Origin of the sequence: Enterocloster clostridioformis, assembly GCF_020297485.1 — a bacterium.
In the GTDB taxonomy this organism is placed as follows: Bacteria; Bacillota; Clostridia; order Lachnospirales; family Lachnospiraceae; genus Enterocloster; species Enterocloster clostridioformis.
In genome coordinates, this window is the sequence record NZ_JAIWZC010000001.1 from 1,346,134 (window position 1) to 1,366,414 (window position 20,281).

General features: G+C 51.3%; 17 protein-coding genes. 2 read left to right on the forward strand and 15 right to left on the reverse strand.

All coding sequences use genetic code 11. The features are described from left to right. Nucleotides 1-24 precede the first annotated feature (24 nt). Nucleotides 25-489 carry a NanQ anomerase/TabA/YiaL family protein gene (locus LA360_RS06680; RefSeq protein WP_002583849.1) on the reverse strand — a complete coding sequence of 155 codons (465 nt, stop codon included), beginning with the start codon at nt 487-489 and terminating at the stop codon, nt 25-27. Nucleotides 490-644: 155 nt separating this feature from the next. Then, nucleotides 645-1,478, reverse strand: a complete 834-nt coding sequence (locus LA360_RS06685) for a cell wall hydrolase (protein WP_002583850.1) — start codon at nt 1,476-1,478, stop codon at nt 645-647. 593 nt (nt 1,479-2,071) lie between these two features. Between LA360_RS06685 and LA360_RS06690 the strand changes: the two genes are divergently transcribed. After that, nucleotides 2,072-3,643 (forward strand): sodium:solute symporter family transporter, encoded by a 1,572-nt coding sequence (locus LA360_RS06690; RefSeq protein WP_057571612.1) that lies wholly within the window; start codon nt 2,072-2,074, stop codon nt 3,641-3,643. Nucleotides 3,644-3,745: 102 nt separating this feature from the next. Here LA360_RS06690 and LA360_RS06695 read toward each other — a convergent pair whose 3' ends face one another. The 9 genes from LA360_RS06695 to LA360_RS06735 form a co-directional block, all read right to left on the reverse strand. Continuing rightward, nucleotides 3,746-4,534: an RnfABCDGE type electron transport complex subunit B gene (locus LA360_RS06695; protein ID WP_057571611.1), complete on the reverse strand. Its 789-nt coding sequence runs from the start codon at nt 4,532-4,534 to the stop codon at nt 3,746-3,748. A gap of 16 nt (nt 4,535-4,550) precedes the next feature. Next, nucleotides 4,551-5,126 carry an electron transport complex subunit RsxA gene (gene rsxA, locus LA360_RS06700; RefSeq protein ID WP_002583853.1) on the reverse strand — a complete coding sequence of 192 codons (576 nt, stop codon included), beginning with the start codon at nt 5,124-5,126 and terminating at the stop codon, nt 4,551-4,553. Between the two features lie 12 nt (nt 5,127-5,138). Beyond that, entirely contained in the window at nt 5,139-5,930 is a 792-nt protein-coding gene (gene rsxE / locus LA360_RS06705) for an electron transport complex subunit RsxE (RefSeq protein WP_022203268.1), read from the reverse strand. Nucleotides 5,931-5,945: 15 nt separating this feature from the next. Then, nucleotides 5,946-6,557: an RnfABCDGE type electron transport complex subunit G gene (locus LA360_RS06710; RefSeq protein WP_022203269.1), complete on the reverse strand. Its 612-nt coding sequence runs from the start codon at nt 6,555-6,557 to the stop codon at nt 5,946-5,948. 2 nt (nt 6,558-6,559) lie between these two features. Further along, complete coding sequence (locus LA360_RS06715) at nt 6,560-7,495, reverse strand: RnfABCDGE type electron transport complex subunit D (protein WP_022203270.1); 936 nt, start codon at nt 7,493-7,495, stop codon at nt 6,560-6,562. A 15-nt stretch (nt 7,496-7,510) separates the two neighbouring features. Further along, nucleotides 7,511-8,836, reverse strand: a complete 1,326-nt coding sequence (rsxC, locus tag LA360_RS06720) for an electron transport complex subunit RsxC (RefSeq protein WP_022203271.1) — start codon at nt 8,834-8,836, stop codon at nt 7,511-7,513. Between the two features lie 187 nt (nt 8,837-9,023). Further along, the gene (locus tag LA360_RS06725; protein ID WP_057571610.1) at nt 9,024-10,907 is read right to left on the reverse strand and encodes an ABC transporter ATP-binding protein; all 1,884 of its coding nucleotides are present in this window, start codon (nt 10,905-10,907) and stop codon (nt 9,024-9,026) included. Continuing rightward, the gene (locus LA360_RS06730; protein WP_057571609.1) at nt 10,904-12,643 is read right to left on the reverse strand and encodes an ABC transporter ATP-binding protein; all 1,740 of its coding nucleotides are present in this window, start codon (nt 12,641-12,643) and stop codon (nt 10,904-10,906) included. The genes LA360_RS06725 and LA360_RS06730 overlap by 4 nt, the downstream gene beginning before the upstream one ends. Continuing rightward, nucleotides 12,644-13,129 (reverse strand): MarR family winged helix-turn-helix transcriptional regulator, encoded by a 486-nt coding sequence (locus LA360_RS06735; protein WP_002583860.1) that lies wholly within the window; start codon nt 13,127-13,129, stop codon nt 12,644-12,646. A 387-nt stretch (nt 13,130-13,516) separates the two neighbouring features. Between LA360_RS06735 and LA360_RS06740 the strand changes: the two genes are divergently transcribed. Then, nucleotides 13,517-13,789 (forward strand): hypothetical protein, encoded by a 273-nt coding sequence (locus tag LA360_RS06740; RefSeq protein WP_225537360.1) that lies wholly within the window; start codon nt 13,517-13,519, stop codon nt 13,787-13,789. A gap of 140 nt (nt 13,790-13,929) precedes the next feature. Here the strand turns inward: LA360_RS06740 and LA360_RS06745 are convergent, their stop codons facing one another. The 4 genes from LA360_RS06745 to efp form a co-directional block, all read right to left on the reverse strand. Further along, nucleotides 13,930-14,553 carry a flavodoxin family protein gene (locus tag LA360_RS06745; protein ID WP_022203276.1) on the reverse strand — a complete coding sequence of 208 codons (624 nt, stop codon included), beginning with the start codon at nt 14,551-14,553 and terminating at the stop codon, nt 13,930-13,932. A 3-nt stretch (nt 14,554-14,556) separates the two neighbouring features. After that, on the reverse strand, nt 14,557-17,709 hold the full coding sequence (locus LA360_RS06750; RefSeq protein ID WP_112483161.1) for a DEAD/DEAH box helicase: 3,153 nt from the start codon (nt 17,707-17,709) through the stop codon (nt 14,557-14,559). Between the two features lie 87 nt (nt 17,710-17,796). After that, nucleotides 17,797-19,584 carry an arginine--tRNA ligase gene (argS, locus tag LA360_RS06755; protein WP_112483163.1) on the reverse strand — a complete coding sequence of 596 codons (1,788 nt, stop codon included), beginning with the start codon at nt 19,582-19,584 and terminating at the stop codon, nt 17,797-17,799. A 123-nt stretch (nt 19,585-19,707) separates the two neighbouring features. Next, nucleotides 19,708-20,265: an elongation factor P gene (efp, locus tag LA360_RS06760; RefSeq protein WP_002583865.1), complete on the reverse strand. Its 558-nt coding sequence runs from the start codon at nt 20,263-20,265 to the stop codon at nt 19,708-19,710. Nucleotides 20,266-20,281: the final 16 nt, after the last annotated feature.

Below are 20,281 nucleotides of genomic sequence, written 5' to 3' on the forward strand. Positions count from 1 at the left end.
TGACCGCGCGTTTTATGATGCGTTTTAATCCTCTTTAATTTTTACAATCACCTTTTTAATAGGTGCCGGCTCTCCGTTGGCAGCCTTTGGCTTGTGAGCATCCCACGGGTTGAAAATCAGATACTGTCCGGCGCCGGTCACAACCTGAAGTCCGGGGGTGGTGTTCTCAAATAGTACCACATCCTTATCCGGATTATAAGGAACCTTTACTGTCATCTCATGTACCGGCGCATAGCTCATAATTTCGCTCCCCTCAATCACATACTGGATATCGGTGTAATGCTCATGCGCCTCATATTTAGCCTCCTCCCACGGGATGGTGGTGTAGGCTGTTACGTTGGCATATACGTTCTTGCCGTCAATCTCATACTTTCCCGGCTCCAATGCCTCAAGGTCCGTATTCTTAAGGAAATCCACGGCCTTGGCATATCTGCCCTCAATCCCTAAATTCCTGTAAAAGTCCAAATTCTTCTTCTCATCAAAAATCATATTCCATTCTCCTTTGTGGCGTTTCGATTTTCCAATTTCCAGTATACACCTAAAGCCACAGGAAACTCAATCCTTTTTTTTATTACAGCTGTTTTTTACAGCCGCCCCGGCGCCTTTTCACGTCTCTTTGTATCCTGCAGATCAGTTCTGGGTGATTATCTGAAGAATTCATGACCGTCATGGGCAAACAGGTAGGTCAGACGCCTGTCAAACCAGGAAGCGGCGCTGCCGGACGCCCTTCTGTTCATAAAATACAGGGCTCCATTGGAATAATCCTCACCGGCCAGGGCACGGTCCACGCATTCTATGGTTTCCGCCGTGACCTTTACCGTGTTGATGGTGCCGTTGGATACCGGCTGAAACTGGGATGGCTGGTATACAACCGCCTTTACGCTGTCCGGAAATTTTCCCGACAAAACACGGTTAATAATTACATCCGCAACCAAAATTTTTCCCTTGGGGTCGCAGATGCCTGCTTCCGCCTGGACAATGCGCAGGAGCACCTGGTAATCTTCATCCGTATATTTAATCCTTCTGGCTGCCCGGCGTTCTTCCTCCGCCTTTTTCCTGGCTTCCTCTTCCTGTCTCTCCTTTAATATCTGTTTCTGAAGTGTCTCAATCTGGGTCTGTGCCGCTGCCTGCTTTCTCTGTTTTTCTCGGACATCCGCTTCCAGCAGCGCACCGGCCAGATGCTGGCCTTCGCTGTCTGTATTTAAAAGTCCGAATTGTATTTTTGCTTCAGTAACCAGACCGCTTCCTTCGTTTTCCTCTTCCTGCTTGTCAATGGCATCACTTTCCTCTGTCATGGGCGCCGCAAGGGCGTTTCTTCCCCCTCCGCCAAACCCATTGGCTGAAAATGCTATGATGGCCACTACCATCATACCGGCCATTACCACAGATGAGGAACGGTACATCTGCTTTGTCACTTTCACAGTCAGTGACTTAACAAAGAGAACCACCGAACGAAGGAATGAATGTAATGTAAGCATACATACTCCTCTTTCCTGGTCCCGCACAACTCTGCACGGGTACCATTCTCAAAATTTTATGCAGTGGGCATCTCCCACTTTGTGCATGTTTTTCCGGGATGTATGGCTAATTATATGGGATTTGACTTTTCACGTCAATGGAGATTTAATATTTTTGTTACATTTTTTCTTACTTTTGAAACATTTGTAATGTTTTTTATATATTTACTATAGTTTTCCAGATAAACCTATCTATATATTGTACGCTTTGCCGGACCCGCCTTTACATTTATATTACATTATTATTAATTTTTAAACATGTTATCTGATTTCCTATTTTTGTAATTTATATTATGTCAATCATTTATTACCTTAATTATTCATTTTTTACACTTTATATCCATATCTGGTTTTTACATTTTATGTCGAAATTTGGCATTCAATCCCCACTTTATCGAAAAAATGGCATTCATCATACCAACCTCTTCCACTGGTTTCCGTCAAAATAGCCAAAGTAGACAAAAACAAGAAATTCCCTTTGACAATTCCCCTTCGCTTTGATACATTAAAGTTCAGAAGTTTTAATTATTAAAGTGTATGCGGAGGATATTCAAATGACTGTAAAACTGCTGATGCTGGTCGTCTTTTTTTCCATCATGCTGGGGGTAGGATTCTATTCCCGGCGTCATGCCACCAATGTCAATGACTTTGTACTGGGAGGAAGGGGCGTTGGCCCCTGGCTCACTGCCTTTGCCTACGGCACCTCCTACTTTTCCGCCGTTGTATTCATCGGTTACGCCGGACAGTTCGGATGGAAATACGGCCTGGCCTCCACCTGGATTGGCATCGGCAACGCCCTGATTGGCAGCCTGCTGGCCTGGGTCATCCTCGGCCGGCGGACCAGGGTCATGAGCAAGCATCTCTCCTCGGCCACCATGCCGGAATTCTTCGGCAGCCGTTTCCACAGCCAGGGCATGAAGATTGCTGCCTCCCTGATTATATTCGTGTTTCTCATTCCCTACACGGCCTCTGTCTACAACGGTCTGTCCCGGTTATTCGGCATGGCCTTTGATATTCCCTACAGTGTCTGTGTAATGGGCATGGCTGTCCTGACTGCCGTCTATGTCATCCTGGGCGGTTATATGGCCACTGCCATCAATGATTTCATTCAGGGTATCATCATGCTGGCCGGCATTGCCGCCGTCATCCTCAGCGTCCTGAACGGCCAGGGAGGCTTTAGCGCCGCTGTGGGCAGGCTGGCGCAGATTCCCAGTGAGGTCCCGGTTACCCTGGGCCAGCCAGGAGCCTATACCTCCTTCTTTGGACCGGATCCCCTGAACCTGCTGGGCGTGGTGATTCTCACCTCCCTTGGAACCTGGGGCCTGCCGCAGATGATTCACAAGTTCTATACCATCCGAAGCGAGAAAGCCATTGCCACTGGTACGGTGATTTCCACCCTGTTCGCCGTTGTCATCTCCGGTGGCAGCTATTTCCTGGGCGGTTTCGGCCGGCTCTTTGACAGTCCTGCCATTTATAATGGAAATGGGTCCGTGGCCTATGATACCATTATCCCGGCCATGCTGTCCGGCCTTCCGGACCTGCTGATTGGAATTGTTGTCATGCTGGTGCTGTCCGCATCCATGTCCACCCTTTCCTCTCTGGTGCTGACCTCCAGCTCCACCCTGACCCTGGACTTCATCAAGGGCTGTCTTGTGAAGAACATGAAGGATAAGACCCAGCTGGTACTGATGCAGTGCCTGATTGTGGCGTTCATCGTCCTAAGCGTTGTGCTGGCCCTGGATCCGCCTGACTTCATTGCCCAACTCATGGGTATCTCCTGGGGCGCCCTGGCCGGAGCCTTCCTGGCCCCCTTCCTCTACGGCCTGTACTGGAAAAGGACCACCCCCGCTGCTGTGTGGGCCAGCTTTGCCACCGGCATCGGAATCACTGTTTCAAATATGTTCCTGCACTATATCGCATCCCCCATCAATGCGGGTGCCGTCTCCATGATTGTGGGACTCATTATCGTTCCTCTGGTGTCCTTGCTGACACCCAGGATGGACAGCCGCGACATAAACGCCATCTTCTCCTGCTACGACAATCTGGTTGAGGCCACCACTAAGAAGGTCCTGCCTGACGACCAGTTCTTTGATTCGCCGGCATTTAAAAAGAGGAAGAAAATATAATATATTGAAAATAACATATTGAAGCAGCAAAAAGCTGTCCCTTCCGCGCATTACAAGCGCAGGAGGGACAGCTTTTTATTCATGTAAACATCGTTATCTTTTCTAAACAATCGCCTTGACAGGACACTTTTCTGCGCACTTGCCGCAGTTGGTACACTTCTCGTAGTCAATGACAGCCAGGTTATTCTCCATATGGATGGCATCGAACTCACACTGCTTTGTACACAGGGTACATCCGATACATCCGGCCGCGCAGACAGCCTTCACATCCTTGCCCTTGTCGTGGGAGCTGCACCTTACCAGATGCTCTGCCTTATAAGGAACCAGCTCTATCAGATGATTCGGACAGGAGGCCACGCACATGCCGCAGGCCACACATTTTTCCTTATCCACCACTGCCACGCCGTCCACCACATGGATGGCGTCAAAGGCACAGGCCTTCACGCAGGAGCCGTAGCCCATACATCCATAGGCACAGGCCTTTTCTCCCGCACCCGGAACCACTGACACCTTTTTGCAGTCGTCCACGCCGTAGTAGTTGTACTGCACCTTTGTCTTGTCGCAGGTTCCCGCGCACTTGACGAAAGCCACCTTCTTTTCGGCAGCTCCGCCGGCCACTCCCATGATCTCGCCGATTTTCTCAGCTACGGGAGCACCGCCCACAGGACAGGCCCCTACATCCGCCTGACCGGCCGCAATGGCCTTTGCCAGGGCGTCACAGCCCGCGTAACCGCAGCCGCCGCAGTTGTTTCCCGGCAGCTCGTTGCGGACCAAAATCTCTTTTTCATCTACCTGTACTTTAAACTTCTCGCTGGCAACGCCAAGGAAGATTCCTATAAGAATACCAAGGATACCTACAACCGCTGCCGCTAATATGATACCTGTAACCATTTTCCTTCTCCTCCTTCTAAATTAATCCGGAAAATCCGAAAAATGCGATTGCCATGAGACCTGAGGTAATTAAAACAATGGGTGAGCCCTGGAATGAATACGGTACATCATTGTGCTCAATCTTCTCACGGATACCGGCCAGCATGATGATAGCGATGGTAAAGCCAACGGAAATACCAATGCCGTTCACAACGCTCTGGATAAAGCTGTATGACTTCTGTACATTGGTAAGGGCTACACCCAGCACCGCACAGTTGGTCGTAATCAGAGGCAGGTACACGCCCAGGGCCTCATACAGTGACGGCATGGATTTCTTGAGGAACATCTCCACGAACTGAACCAGGGCCGCAATGACCAGAATGAACACGATGGTCTGCAGGTATTCCAGGTGCAGGTTCACAAGAATTCCGGTATAAACCAGGCTTGTCACTGCCGATGCTATGGTTATAACGAAGATAACGGCCGCACCCATGCCGGCTGAGGTCTCAACCTTCTTTGAAACACCGAGGAATGGACAGAGTCCTAAGAACTGGCTCAAAACAACGTTATTAACCAGAGCGGAACCAATGGCAATTAATAATAACTCTTTCATCTATCCACCCTCCTAATTTTCTTTTTTGGAAGCAGCTGATTTAAGCTCTGCTTCCTTCTTTGCTACAGCTGCCTTCTTTGCCGCCAGAGCCTTTTCCTCGGCCTGACGCATCCTCGTCTCCAGCGCCTCATGGTTAGCCATGCAGGCAGAGCCGGTACATGACATACAGTTTCCGCCGCAGGCCAGCTTGGACTGAGGCACGGAACCGTTGGTTGCGGACGGCGCTTTGAACTTGTTCTGAAGCGCGGTCAGGAGCGCCAGCACGAAGAACGCGCCGGGAGCCAGCACAAAGATAGCAATATGGTAATCTTCCGGGACCACCACGTTCCCGAATATGGCTCCGGAACCGAGAATCTCACGGACCAGACCGATGCAGGTCAAAGCCAGGGTGAATCCAAGGCCCATGCCAAGGCCGTCAAAGGTGGATACCACCGGACCGTTCTTGGATGCGTAGGATTCCGCACGGCCAAGGATGATACAGTTAACCACAATCAGCGGGATATAGATGCCAAGCGCAGAGTACAGGCTTGGCACATAAGCCTGGAGCAGCAGCTGCACCATGGTGACCAGGGATGCGACGATGACGATATACGCCGGAATACGTACCCTGTCAGGTATGATCTTACGCAGGGCAGAGATAATCATATTGGAAAACAGTAAAACCACGGTTGTGGAAAGTCCCATACCCAGACCGTTGATGGCGGATGTGGTGACAGCCAGTGTCGGACACATACCAAGCATCAGGACGAAGGTAGGGTTTTCTTTCACAATACCGTTATATAAACGTTCTGTACATTTATTCATGTTCCCACCTCCTATTTATTGGATGCAGTTATGCAGGTAATATAAAGCTGCATTGACTGCATTGGTTGTTGCACTTGAAGTAATGGTAGCGCCGCTGATGGCATTAATCTGGGTATCATCCGCGCTGCCTGACTTGGTGACGGAAAGCTCAGGTGCATTCTTTCCCACATACTGGTCCTTGAACGCCGGTTCCTTTGCCTTTAATCCCAGACCGGGAGTATCGCTGATTTCCAGGAACTCGATGCCTGTGATGGTCCCGTCGTCCTTCAGTCCCACCGACAGCTTCACCACGCCGCCGTAGCTGTCATTGGACAGGGAGGTGATGACATAGCCTAACTGGCTGCCGCCTGCGTCCACTGCCTTTAACACGTTTTCCACTTCCACACCGCCGAAATTCATGCCGGCCAGGGCTTCGTTGCAGGCCGGGATGGCTGCTGTAAGGGCTTCGTCCAAATCAAAGGTCTCGGCTTCTGGGAACACTGCCTTGTATGCCTTGTTGTTGGCCGCTATGGTAGCCAGCTCAATGGGCTTCTTGGTCAGCTGGTATACACCGCCTAAAAGGCATCCTGACACCAGGGTGATTGCAAAGAGAATCACCGCGTCTTTCATAAATCCTGATTTGCTCATGTTTACTTGCCCTCCTTTCCAAATGCTTTGGGAAGGGTTACTTTCTCAATCAGCGGAACAAGGATGTTGCTGATGATGATTGCGTAGGACACGCCCTCTGCGGAGCCGCCGAAAATCCTGAACAGCCCTGTGAGCACGCCCAACAGGATGCCGAACACAATCTGGCCCTTTGGAGTAATGGGGCTGGTCACATAGTCGGTTGCCATGAAGAAGGCACCGAAAATCAGGCCGCCGCCGCACAGGTGGGCCGCAATGTAGTTTAAATCAAATCCATGGCCTCCGAACAGGATGGCAAATACAACAACCGTCAGTATGTAGGTACCCGGAATCCGGATGGAGATTACCTTCTTTGCCAGAAGATAAGCAGCGCCGATTAAAAGGGCAATCACGGAAACCTCTCCGATGGTACCCGGGATGTTTCCCACAAACATGGCCGGAACATCCACTGCCCCGCCGCTCTTAAGCACTGCCAGGGGTGTTGCGCCGGACACGCCGTCAAATCCGCTGTAGCTGAAATTGGTCATCTTTCCCGCAAAGGAAATCAGCAGGAAACACCTGGCTGCCAGAGCCGGGTTCATAAAGTTCTGTCCCAGGCCGCCGTAGAGCTGCTTCACCACGATGATGGCAAAGATTCCGCCCAGGGCCGGAATCCACACCGGAATCTCCGGAGGCATGTTCAGTGCCAGAATCATGCCCGTGACCAGGGCGCTGTAGTCGCTGACGGTACTTTGCTTCTTCATCAGCTTCTCATATACATACTCACTTAAAACACAGGCCGCAACCGTAACTATAAGCACCAGCAGCGCATGCATGCCGAAATGATACACACCGAAAGCAGTTGCAGGCAACATGGCAATGGCCACATCCAGCATGATGCTGTGGGTGGTCTCATGGCTTCTCACATGCGGGGATGATGATACGTTTAATAATTTACTCATGACTTATGTCCCCTCCTACCCTTTCTTCCTGCGGTTAGCCGCGACTGTTTTGCGCATTTCCTTAAATGCCTGAGTCAGAGGCCTCTTGGCCGGACATATGTAGGTACAGCTTCCGCACTCCATACATTCCATACCGTTCAGCTTCTCAAATGTCTCGCAGTCGTCCCTGAGGGCGGCCTGCATCATCATCACAGGGATGATGTGGCTTGGACATACACTGACACATTTACCGCACCGTATGCATGCGGAAGGCTCCATCTCCGCCACCTGGTCCTTTGTGAAACAGGTCAGGGCAGATGAAGTCTTGCTTACCGGGATATTCAGGTCAAATATGGCCTGGCCCATCATGGGGCCGCCTGACAGAACTTTTTCCGGCTCCGTCTTAAAACCGCCGGCTGCATCCAACAGTTCCTGGTAATTGGTTCCAAGCTTTACGCTGAAATTCCTGGGGTCCGCCACCGCGTCTCCGGTGACCGTGATGATCTTTCTCATCAGAGGCGTGCACTTGCACACTGCCATATAAATGGAAATCACGGTGTCAACATTATCCACGATGCATCCTGCGTCTGCGGGAAGCATGGATGAGTTGACCTTCCTGCCTGTAACGGCATAAATCAGGGAACGCTCACCTCCCTGAGGATACTTTGTCATAAGCGGACAGACCGTGATGCGCGGCTCGTCCTTCACCATCTCGGTAAGCTTCTTGATGGCCTCCGGCTTATTATTTTCAATGCCGATAACGCCCTTTGCATTGTCAAAAAGCTGAAGGATGACCTTTAAGCCGCCCACGATTTTCTCCGGCTCTTCCAACATCATCCGGTAGTCGCTGGTAAGGTACGGTTCACACTCCGCGCCGTTAACCAGTATGTACTCAATGGCGCTCTCATCCTTTGGAGTCAGCTTTACATGAGTGGGGAATCCTGCTCCGCCGAGGCCCACGATACCGGCTTCCTTTACAATGTTACGGATTTCCTCTTTTGACAGGCCGGATGGGTCCCTGTCCTCTCCCACGCCCTCAACTGTCTTATATTCTCCATCATTTTCAACGACAATGGAGGGCACCATTGCTCCGTTAGCCATACGCCTTGGTTCAATGGCCTTCACCGTTCCTGAAACAGAAGCAATTACATTTGCAGAGATGAAACCGCCTGCTTCTCCAATCTTCTGGCCTGCCAGTACATGGTCGCCCTTTGCCACCAGAGGCTTCGCGGGCGCACCAATGTGCTGTGACATCGGATACACCAGGTCGCCCTTTGGCATCAGGACCTGTACCGGTTTGTTCTCTGACAGCTCTTTCCCCTCATATGGATGGATGCCGCCTATAAAAGTCGCCAAACCCATGGATTCTCTCCCTCTTTTCTTTCTTTTTATTCCTTTGTGCGGCCGGACCAGTTCCAGCGTCCGGTATGACCGGTGGGGCTGCCTGCCCCCGCCGGAATACACCAACTAAGTATAGCATAAATAAAGATTGTATACAATACAGATTTTATTCGTTATTATTTTAATTTATATGTTAATTTCATGGCAATCAATCCAGTTCTTTCATGCCTGTATACAATTCATAGTATCGTCCTTTCATCTCCAAAAGCTCCTCGTGGGTCCCTCTCTCTATGATTTCCCCGTGTTCCAGAACCATGATGGCGTTGGCGCTGCGCACCGTGGAAAGCCGGTGGGCAATGATGAAGGTGGTGCGGTCCGCCATCAGCCGGTCCATACCGTGCTCAATGTGTTTTTCCGTCCTGGTATCCACAGAGCTGGTAGCCTCGTCCAGAATCAGCACAGGGGCCTTGGATATGGCTGCTCTGGCAATGTTGAGAAGCTGTCTCTGTCCCTGGCTTAAATTGGCCCCATCCCCCTCCAGCATGGTATCATATCCGTGGGGAAGACGCGTGATGAAGGAATGGGCGGAGGCTGTTTTGGCCGCCTGGACGACCTCGTCGTCCGTGGCGTCCAGCCTGCCGTACCGGATATTCTCCCGCACCGTGCCTGTAAACAGGTGGGTATCCTGGAGAACCATGGCAATGTTGTTTCGCAGGGCGTCCCTGGAAATGCGGCGTATATCCGCCCCGTCAATGGTGATGGTTCCTGACCGGATGTCATAGAACCGGTTCAGCAGGTTTGTAATGGTGGTCTTTCCAGCGCCGGTAGAACCTACAAAGGCAATCTTCTGCCCAGGTTTGGCATAGAGATTTATGTCCTTAAGAATGGTTTTATCCGGGTCGTAGCCAAAGGTGACATGATGAAACACCACATGGCCAACCATGGGACTTGGCACCACACAGTCCATGGTGTCCGCCGGTTCCGGCTCCTCATCCATCACCGAGAATACGCGCTCCGCTCCGGCCAGAGCTGAGAATACATTGCTGACCTGCATGGATATCTCGTTGATGGGACGGCTAAACTGTCTGGAAAAGTTTAAGAACACGGTCAGCCCTCCCACATCAAAGCCCCTGAGCACGCAGAGCAGGCCGCCCACACAGGCGGTAAGGGAATAGTTGATCTGGCTCAGACTGTTCATCACAGGCCCCATAATACCGCCGAAAAACTGGGCCCGAATCTGGTTGTACCTCAGGTCATGGTTCAGTATGCCGAATTCCTCCCTGGCCGTGTCCTCGTGGCAGAATACCTTAACCACCTTCTGTCCGGTGATGGTCTCCTCTATATAACCGTTCACGGCTCCCAGGGATGTCTGTTGGGCAGTGAAGTATTTCTGGCTCCATCCGGCCACAGCCCCTCCCGCCTTCATCATAACAGGAATCATCACCAGGGTGACAAGGGTCAGAATCAGGTTGGTGTACAGCATGAGGAACAGGGTGCCGATGATGCTTAATGCCCCGGAAAACAACTGTACCAGCGTGGAGCTGAGCATCTGTCCGATGGTGTCCACATCATTTGTAAAACGGCTCATCAAATCACCGTTGGAGTTGGTATCATAAAACCGTACCGGCAGCTTCTGCATTCTGGCAAACAGGTCATTGCGGATTTTCTGAAGGGCATTCTGTGCCACGGTCAGCATGACCTTTGCCTGGGCATAATTGGCAAACACCCCCACCGCGAAAACAGCCGCCAGAACGGCCAGGGCCCTTGCAAGTCCTGCCGGATCACCAGGCTCTCCTGTTAAAGGGGCAATGAATGTATTGATAACAGGACGCAGCATGTAGGAACCCGCCAGCGTTGCGGCGGTATTGAGGATGACGCAGAAAAATGCCAGCACCATCTTGGGTTTATCCTCATTTAAGTAATGCAGAAGACGCCTGGTGGTGGTGCCTGCGTTCCTGGGCAGCCGTTTCGGGCCCATGCCCATATTCCGTCCCGGTCCATGCCCTCTCCCTCCCATGGGACCTATGGACTCAGGAGCCCCATGTCTTCCATAGCGCCGTTTCAGGCTCTCCGCTTTCTGTTGTCTCGTCATGATGCAGCCGTCTCCTTTCGGTCCCTCTGGGAATAATAAATCTCCTGGTATGCCTGGCATTCCTCCATAAGCTGTTCATGGGTCCCCTGTCCGATGAGCCTGCCTTCATCCAGCACCAAGATCCGGTCAGCCTCTTCCACGGATCCGATGCGCTGTGCTATGATGATTTTGGTGGTATCCTTAAGGCTGGTGCTGAAACACTGCCGTATCCTGGCCTCAGTGGCAGTATCCACGGCGCTGGTGCTGTCATCCAGTATCAGGATTTTTGGCCTCTTAAGCAGAGCCCTGGCAATACAGAGTCTCTGCTTCTGGCCCCCCGATACGTTGACCCCGCCCTGTCCCATGTCCGTATCATAGCCGTTGGTAAAGGAGGTGACAAAGCTGTCCGCCTGGGCGCTCTGTGCCATTTCCCTGATTTCATCCATGGAGGCGTCCTCCTTCCCCCAGCGCAGGTTCTCTTCTATGGTGCCTGAGAAAAGCACATTTTTCTGGAGCACCATGCCCACACCTTCCCGAAGGTTTTTCAGAGAATAGTCCCTGACATCCACTCCGTCCACAAGTACCTGGCCCCTTGTGGCATCGTAGAGCCGCGGTATCATCTGCACCAGGGTGGTCTTACCGCTGCCTGTGGCTCCGATAATGCCTATCACCTGCCCCGGCTCTGCCGTAAAGCTTATATCCTCCAGCACCATCTCATCCTGGTTGTCCGTATAGCTGAAGCTCACATGCTTAAACTCCACCTTTCCCGTCAATACAGCCAGGTCCTTCCTGGCGGCCCCCTGGTCTGTCAGGTCGATCTCCGTATCCATGACCTCACTCACCCTGCGGATGGATGCCACTGCTCTGGAAAGCTGCAGGAATACCATGGAAAGCATCATTAGTGACATGAGTATCTGTACGATATAGGTGGTAAATGCAGTCAAATCCCCTACCGGCATATCCCCTGCAATAATGATATTTCCCCCGTACCACACAACAGCCAGCGTGGTTATGTTCATGGCAAGGGTCATCACAGGCATGGCGACAATGACGATTTTCATGGCATCCAGGCTGCTGTTCTTTAAATCCTGGTTCATGACCCTGAATTTATCTTCCTCAAATTCTTCCCGCACAAAGGACTTGATAACCCGCACATTGGTCAGAGCTTCCTGGATGCCGGAGTTTAACTGGTCCAGCTTTTTCTGCATGGCGGTAAATCTGGGGAACGCGGTCTTCAGTATGACGGCTATGGCTGCTGTCAGCAGGGGGATGACCACCAGTATGACCACTGCCAGCCTGGCATTCATCATGAAAGCCATGAGCAGGGCACCTATGAACATGCCCGGAGCGCGCATGGCCATCCGCAGTCCCATCATAAGCACATTTTGGACCTGCTGGATATCATTGGTCAGACGGGTTACCAGCGAGCCTGTGCTGTAGGCATCTATGTTCTTAAAGGAAAATTCCTGCACCTTGGAAAAAAGGTCGGCCCTCAAATCACTGGTAAAGCTGACGGCCGCTTTCACCGAAAAATAAGCTCCTCCGATTCCTCCTATGGCCATGACCAGGGTGGCCAGTATCATCAGGCCTCCCACAGACAGGATATACTGCACATTTCTCTGCGCCACTCCGTTGTTGATAATCATGGACATCAGCTTAGGCAGCATGATTTCTCCAGCCACCTCAGTCAGCATCAGAAGAGGGCCCAGAATAAAGGCTCCAAAATATGGTTTTATATATTTTCCGTATCGTTTCACTTACGATTCCTCCCCTTGCGCCCTGTCCGTAAACTCCTGGTTCAGATTTCCATAAATCCGGTCCAGAAGTTCTCCCAGCACCTTCATATCATTCTCAGAGAATCCTTCAAACATACGGCACTCAATGCGCCTGAAAATCTTAACACTGTCCTCCACCACTTTTCTGCCCTTATCCGTTATGCAAATCTGGTTGCACCGGTTGTCCTCCTGGTCTACCAGGCGCCTTATATAGCCTCCCTTTTCCAGTTTCTTAAGAGAAACAGCTATGGTGGCCCCTGACACGCCATACATCCTTGCCAGCTCCTTCTGGGATACGTTGGGATTATCCGACACGAACATCAGAATCTGATGCTGGCTGCGGTACACCCCCGTGCCGTCCAGACGGTGCTCCATCATACTCCGGTGCAGCCTGGCCACTCGAATGTACTTCTCGATAAGACAGTGCTCCGAGGATTGAACAAAACAACTGCATGATGCATTGTCCATGTAAATTGCCTCCTTCCTGTATCTGTATATTTAACTGATTAACCATTAGCCCGCTTATAATTAGCTAGTTAACTATATCAGAGTATAACAGAATACGGGATTTGTGGCAAGTACTATTTTTCCGGGAAATTGGCGGCGTAATCCGGTGAAATATGTTACCAAAAGTGCAAAAACCAGCCTGGTTTTCCATGTCCTGATATGCTATACTTAATTACACCCTGGTTCCAGCTGAAACAATAACCGTGACACAGCACACTGTTTTTAGGAGGTGACAGCTTGACATATTCTGAAAAACTTGATTTTTTGTTGATTGAAATAGTCGGTATGAAGACTGAGTTCCAAGGTATGAAAACTGAGTTTCAAGGTATGAAGACTGAGCTTCAAGGTATGAAAACTGATATTCAGAGCATGAAAACCGATATTCAGAACATGAAAACCGACATCCAAAACATGCAGTCCGACATCCAAAACATGCAGTCCGACATAAAATCCCTGAACACCCGCATGGACAATCTGGAATTCCAGCTCAAGTCCACTGAACGCATCTTAAGAAGCCAAATCATGAAATCCGAAACCCTGATTCTCGGCGAAGTGGAACGGGTCCATTTGATACTGGACCAGCACATTCATAATCAGACCATGCATACCGCTTTGGTATAGAGCCGTACATACGAGCATGTTAAAAACCCGGCACACCACTGTGCCGGGCCCCATATCTTAAACCAGGTCATCCTGATTCCATGTATTGATTCCTCGTATTGATTCCATACATTAACCTCATCCGCGAATCAGCCATTTTCCTACCGTATAAAATTCGTTCTCTTCTTCTCCTCTGTCTCAGGAAGCGTAACCCCGGCAGCTTTTCCTGCCTCAATGGATTTGAGCATCCAGGCCATGTTCCTGCCCAGGACGCGCATGATCTGCATGCCCTCCTCATCCTTCTTCACATCCTCAGGACATTGCCCGTGCACCATATTCCAGTACTGGGAGGAAACTACCGGCATCTGCGTAATCATAAAATATTTATTCAGCTGGTCCAGGGTGGCAGTTGTTCCAGCCCTTCTGGCAGAGGCAATGGCAGCTCCCGGCTTATGGGCAGCAGCGCTGCTTCCGGAATAGAAGAAGCGGTCCAGGAAGGAGGTGACAGCCCCGCTGGCCGAGGCATAGTGTACCGGTGAACCGACAATCAGTCCGTCGCTCTGCCTCATCTTTTCCACTGCTTCGTTGACCTTATCGTCGCTGTAAATGCATTTTCCAAGCTTACCGCATGCGCCGCAGCCCATACATCCATGGACAGTCCCGCCGCCCACATGCATGATCTCTGTTTCAATGCCAGCCTGATTGAGCTCTCCTGCCACCTCTGCAAGGGCGGTGTAAGTACATCCCTTCTCGTGAGGACTCCCGTTTAACATTAATACTTTCATTTCTTATTCCTCCTTTATGATATTCAGTATATCATCTCTTGTCAGGCTTCCAAATGATACCGTGCCCTCAGGCACCACTGCATCCGCCAGATGGCTCTTGGCTTCCTGAAGCTTTAAGATGTTCTCTTCTATGGTATTTCTGGTAATCAGTTTATAGACCGTTACCTGCTTATCCTGGCCGATCCGGTGGGTTCTGTCCGTGGCCTGGTTCTGGGCAGCCACGTTCCACCACGGGTCATAATGGATGACAATATCCGCCGCAGTCAGGTTAAGGCCGGTTCCCCCCGCCTTCAGGCTAATCAAAAATACCGGCACCTCATCCTTCCCAAAATCCCCCACCAGCCGGATTCGTTCCTCCTTGGAGGTGGCCCCTGTCAGTAAGTGGCTCTTGATTCCCTCCTTCTCAAACCTTATATGAATGATATCCAGCATGGAGGTAAACTGGGAAAACAACAGTATCTTATGTCCTCCCGCCACACCTCTCCTCACCAAATCCATACAGGTCTCCAGCTTGGCGGAACCGCCTCTGTAATTGTCGTAACACAGCCGCGGGTCGCAGCAAATCTGTCTCAGGCGCATGAGCTCCGCCAAAATCTGGAGCTTTCCTTCCCCTGCCCGGCCAAAACAGCCTGTACTGAGCTTTTCCTTAAACTTGGCCGCATTGGCCGCATATAATTTTTTCTGTTCCGGTTCAAAGTTGGAATATACAACCTCCTCCATTTTATCCGGAAGCTCCTTTAATACATCCTTCTTTATCCGTCTCAGCACAAAGGGGCCTATCATCCGTTTCAGACGTTCAAGGGCTGCCGCGTCGCCGTCTCTTATAATGGGGACTTCATATTCCTTCTTGAAGAACTTGCTTCCGAAGAGAAAGCCCGGCATGAGATAATCAAAAATGCTCCACAGCTCACCCAAACGGTTTTCAACAGGCGTCCCTGTCAGGGCAAACCTGGTCTGCACATCCAGGGACTTCACTGCCCTGGCGCTCTGTGTGGATGCGTTTTTGATATACTGCGCCTCGTCTATGACCTGATACCGGAAATGGACGCCTTCATATAAGCCTATGTCTCTTCTCAGCAAATCGTAGGACGTTATAATAACCTGATAGACCTGGGAATTTTTTCCAACTTCTTTTAACAGGTCCTCCCGCTCCGAACCGCTTCCCACCACCGACAGCACCTTAAGGTCCGGCGCAAAACGCCGTATCTCATGCTCCCAGTTGTACACAAGAGAAGCCGGACATATAATCAGGGACGGCGACTGTTCGCCTGAGCCATAGGCGGACTCCAAAAGTGCAATGATCTGTATGGTTTTTCCCAGCCCCATGTCATCGGCCAGGATTCCCCCGAATCCGTAACTGTCCAGGGTCCGCAGCCAGACATATCCGATTCTCTGATACTCCCTCAGCACGCCCCTCAGTCTCTCCGGCGCGGTAAAATCGCTGTCCTCCACGGACTTTACCGACCTTACCATGGCTTTTAGCATCTGGTCCCTGTAATAGGTTACACCGGTGCTCTCCTTAAGAAGATAATCCAGATAAAAGGCGCGGTAAGCCGGCAGACGTACCTTTCCGCTCTGAAGCTCCTTTCTGGTTACTCCCATTTCCGACGCCATGCGGCTGATGACCGTTAGGCCGCCTTCATCCAGCCCCAGAAATTGTCCGTTTTTCAGCCTGTAGTACTTCTTTTTCTGGCTGTAGGCTGCCAGTATACGGTTCAGTTCCTGGCTGTTCATGCCGCCCATGTCCACATCCAGTTCCAGCCAGCCGCCGGCAGCAGAAGCACCCACAGTAACCCTGGGCGGCGCCAGCACCTCCCACTGGCGCAGGTTCTCAGACACATATACATCTCCCATGGAGCGGAATTCGTCCATTCCCTCTGTCATAAGACGGTAAATCTCATCCTCGTTATTCCTTATGACCAGCCGTCTTCCATCCGGGTCCTTGTACTTGAAATATTTATGAATCAGCTGGCTTACCCTGAATTCCCCCGGTACATCACGGCATATAGTCCTGGGAAGATTCTCGTCCTCCAGGGGATGGAATTCATAACTTCCGTAAGCAAGTGAGGGCTCCATCACCAGAGCTCCATCCTCCCCTGTGTCGAACCGGAAGGACGCCTTTAACGGCTCCGGCTCATAATCCTTAAAATCCACGTCCTCCGGCATCAGGCGGCAGTAGGGAAGAATATGCTTGACAACGCGCTCATAGAACAGCGGAATATCCCTCTGTCCCACCATCACGCTTTCATCCCGCTCCATGCACATCTGCTCCATGAACAGTCCCATGACCTGGGTACACGACTCGCTGCACCGGTAGAGCCTCTGGCCGGATACCACATACAGGAACCGCTCCCCGCGAAAGCAGCCGGCCACCGGCCTTGGGGCCTCGCCTCCTATCATTGGAGCCACACCCATAAGGCTGGCTTTCAGGCCGTCCCTCCCCGTCTTCTCCACCTTAAGTGATGCCACCGGATCAGAATCCTCCATGTCCATCATGACCCGGTTCCCGCCGGGAAGCTGGACCTCCACGGTCCGGCCGGCCATTATTTCAAAAAAGCGGTCCCGGTTCATACGGTTTAGCGTCAGGCTGCGGACCGCTTTCTGGTTTTGTACTCCTCCCATAAGCAGGGCCAGAAGCTCCTTGCTGCTGTCTGTAAAAGCCGATTTGTTGTGATGAAAGGACAGGTCCTTTCCATAAGCCACATGGGCCCCATTCTCAACAGCCTCCTTAAAGGCCCTCAAATCGCGCACGGCATAAAAACGGGTGATTCCCACCTTGAACTCCAGACGCGTGTCCTTTCCGTCCAGAATCAGCACCGGCTCCAGCCTTACCTGGGCGTCCGCCTCCTCCGCCAGAATCAGGGCCACCTCCCGGTTGGTATATTCCCGAATCATGGTGTGAACCTGGGAGGATGTATGAATTGTTGGTTTGGACGCCTCCTCCCTCTGCTGATTATAATACGCAAAAAGGGCCTCCCCATGGGCGCACATTCCCCTGTAAGAATTCCCTTTGCTGCAGGAACAGGAGTAATCCCTTACTCTTCCGCTTCCCAGATATAAATTTACCTCAAATGTTTCCCCCTGGTCTTCAACCAGGCCTTTCACACCAGCCTCCCCCTTCCAGAAGCTGCTGGTGTTCATCCTGACAATCTTCATCTGCTTCATGCATCCTTTCAGCGGGATTCCTGATACCCCTGCCCCGGAGGGCGGAACGTATCAGGCCATCCCGGGACATCCCCGCGGTTACATGCGCTCCGGAGCCTCGATTCCCAACAGTCCGATGCAGGACTCCAGCACCCGTCTGGTAAGAGAAATAAGACCGATATAGCTCTCCTTCCTGGCTTCATCCTCCTCTGCCAGAATCTTGGTATCATGATAAAAGCTGTTGAAGGCATTGGCCAGCTCGTAAATGTACTGGCATATCTTATGAGGCGCTGTCTCCGCAAAGCTGTTTTCCAGAACCTCATTATATCTGGCCAGCAAGAGCATCAGAGCCTTCTCCGAACTTCCGGTGCAGGCAAGAATCTTCTTTTCAACGGCATCCTGGCTTACCTGGCCTCCGTTCTCCCTGTACTTGGCGATAATGGACTTGATTCTGACAATGGTATAGAGGATATACGGACCTGTATTACCTTCAAATGAGGTAAAGCGCTCAATATCAAAGACATAATCCTTGGCAGCCTGGTTGGAGAGATCGCCGTACTTGAGGGCAGCCAGCCCTACCACTGCCGCCGTGCTCCTGGCCTCGTCCTCTGATACGGTCCTGTTCTCCATGATTCTCTGGTATACGGCTTCATTGATTTCCTCAATGAGCTTTTCCAGACGCATGACTCCGCCCTCACGTGTCTTAAAGGGCTTTCCGTCCTTTCCGTTCATGGTGCCGAATCCCAGGAAAATCATGGGGGTGTCTTCCTTCACAATACCTGCCCTCTTAGCCACTCTGAACACCTGCTCAAAGTGCATTCCCTGGCGTTTATCCACCACATAAATATAGCGGTCCGGCTTAAAATCCTGTTCCCGTTCCACAATGGTGGCCAAATCGGAAGTTGCATAAAGAGACGCTCCGTCGGACTTACGGATCAGGCAGGGCGGAATCTCCTTGGTGTCCGTATCCTGAGCCACATCCACCACCAGAGCTCCCTGGCTCTCATAGGCCAGCCCCTTATCCACCAGCATCTGAATCATGTCCCCGATGTAGGGCTCCGCGTCGCTTTCACCCTTCCACAAATCGAACTCCACGTTCAGGTTTGCGTAATTCTTCTTAAGGTCAGACACAGAGACAGCCATGATATGCTGCCAGATTGCCCGGAACGGGGCATATCCTCTCTGGAGCTTCAGGGTCGCCTGATGGGCCCTCTCCTTAAACACCTCGTCCACCTTGGACTTGGCGCTGGCCGCGGGATATATCTCCTCCAGCTCACTGATTGTAAACGGCGCCTCCTGCGGAAACGGTCCCTCAAAGGATTCGTCAAAATACACCAGCTCCGGCTTCCTGTCCTTTAGTTCCTCAATAATAAGACCCATCTGCAGTCCCCAGTCCCCCAGATGCACATCACCAATCATATGGTGGCCCAGGAAACGGCCCATGCGCTTTATGCTCTCCCCGATAATGGCCGCCCGCAGATGGCCCACATGAAGGGGCTTTGCCACATTGGCCCCGCCGTAATCCACGATAACTGTCTCCGGCTTCTCAGGCGCTTCCAGTCCCAGCTTATCTGCCGAAGCCATGGCCCCCGCATACTCTGCCAGAAACGCATCTGACAGCTTCAGGTTAATGAATCCCGGCATCACAGCCTCTGCCTCAGAAAAAACAGGGTGGGAGCCGCCTGAAGCCAGATGTTCCACCACCTGGTTCGCTATATCGATGGGCTTCTTCTTATATGCCTTAGCCGCTGCCATGGCACCGTTGCACTGGTACTCACACAGGTCGGGACGGTTGGATAAAACCACCTTTGCGAACGAATCCTCATATCCGCTGGCTGTAAATGCCTGCTTTAATTCCCGCTCCATCATATCCAGAATCTTATTCACAATGTATACTCTCCTTTACTGTGACAATAGGTCTTTCCTTTTCCCGGAAAGTTAAAAACTGCCCCGGCATATACCGGAGCAATTCTTACAAACCGCCTCCCAGGGCGTATCCGACAAGTTGTATTATACTCGTGACAGATATTCGCCGGTTCTGGTGTCAATCTTAATCTTATCGCCGATTTCTACAAACAATGGTACGTATACGGTTGCACCTGTCTCCACGGTTGCCGGCTTATTGGCGCCGGTTGCGGTATCGCCCTTGAAACCTGGCTCTGTCTCTGTAATCTCCAGCTCAACAAACAGCGGAGGCTCCACGGAGAATACGCTGCCATTGTAAGAGCAGACCTTACATACTTCGTTCTCTTTTACAAACTTCAGGGCATCGCCGATGATATCCTGGTTCAGGGCAACCTGGTCATAGGTCTCCTGGTTCATAAAGTTATATAATTCTCCGTCGGCATACAGATACTGCATGTCCACTCTGTCAATTCTGGCCTGAGGGAACTTCTCTGTAGGACGGAAGGTGCGCTCTACCACGCCGCCGTTGATTACATTTTTTAATTTTGTACGCACGAAAGCCGCACCCTTGCCTGGCTTAACATGCTGGAATTCCATAATCTGGACAACCTGTCCGTCAATCTCCAGTGTAATGCCATTTCTAAAATCACCTGCTGATATCATAAAGATATTCCTCCTT

Excerpts from the sequence above, each read along its gene's own strand:
- LA360_RS06680 (WP_002583849.1), bottom strand. The coding sequence starts at position 489 with ATGATTTTTGATGAGAAGAAGAATTTGGACTTTTACAGGAATTTAGGG.
- LA360_RS06745 (WP_022203276.1), bottom strand. The coding sequence starts at position 14,553 with ATGAAAGTATTAATGTTAAACGGGAGTCCTCACGAGAAGGGATGTACT.
- LA360_RS06735 (WP_002583860.1), bottom strand. The coding sequence starts at position 13,129 with ATGGACAATGCATCATGCAGTTGTTTTGTTCAATCCTCGGAGCACTGT.
- LA360_RS06690 (WP_057571612.1), top strand. The coding sequence starts at position 2,072 with ATGACTGTAAAACTGCTGATGCTGGTCGTCTTTTTTTCCATCATGCTG.
- LA360_RS06695 (WP_057571611.1), bottom strand. The coding sequence starts at position 4,534 with ATGGTTACAGGTATCATATTAGCGGCAGCGGTTGTAGGTATCCTTGGT.
- LA360_RS06750 (WP_112483161.1), bottom strand. The coding sequence starts at position 17,709 with ATGAAGATTGTCAGGATGAACACCAGCAGCTTCTGGAAGGGGGAGGCT.
- rsxE (WP_022203268.1), bottom strand. The coding sequence starts at position 5,930 with ATGAATAAATGTACAGAACGTTTATATAACGGTATTGTGAAAGAAAAC.
- LA360_RS06740 (WP_225537360.1), top strand. The coding sequence starts at position 13,517 with ATGAAAACTGATATTCAGAGCATGAAAACCGATATTCAGAACATGAAA.
- rsxC (WP_022203271.1), bottom strand. The coding sequence starts at position 8,836 with ATGGGTTTGGCGACTTTTATAGGCGGCATCCATCCATATGAGGGGAAA.
- LA360_RS06710 (WP_022203269.1), bottom strand. The coding sequence starts at position 6,557 with ATGAGCAAATCAGGATTTATGAAAGACGCGGTGATTCTCTTTGCAATC.
- LA360_RS06725 (WP_057571610.1), bottom strand. The coding sequence starts at position 10,907 with ATGACGAGACAACAGAAAGCGGAGAGCCTGAAACGGCGCTATGGAAGA.
- rsxA (WP_002583853.1), bottom strand. The coding sequence starts at position 5,126 with ATGAAAGAGTTATTATTAATTGCCATTGGTTCCGCTCTGGTTAATAAC.
- LA360_RS06685 (WP_002583850.1), bottom strand. The coding sequence starts at position 1,478 with ATGCTTACATTACATTCATTCCTTCGTTCGGTGGTTCTCTTTGTTAAG.
- efp (WP_002583865.1), bottom strand. The coding sequence starts at position 20,265 with ATGATATCAGCAGGTGATTTTAGAAATGGCATTACACTGGAGATTGAC.
- LA360_RS06715 (WP_022203270.1), bottom strand. The coding sequence starts at position 7,495 with ATGAGTAAATTATTAAACGTATCATCATCCCCGCATGTGAGAAGCCAT.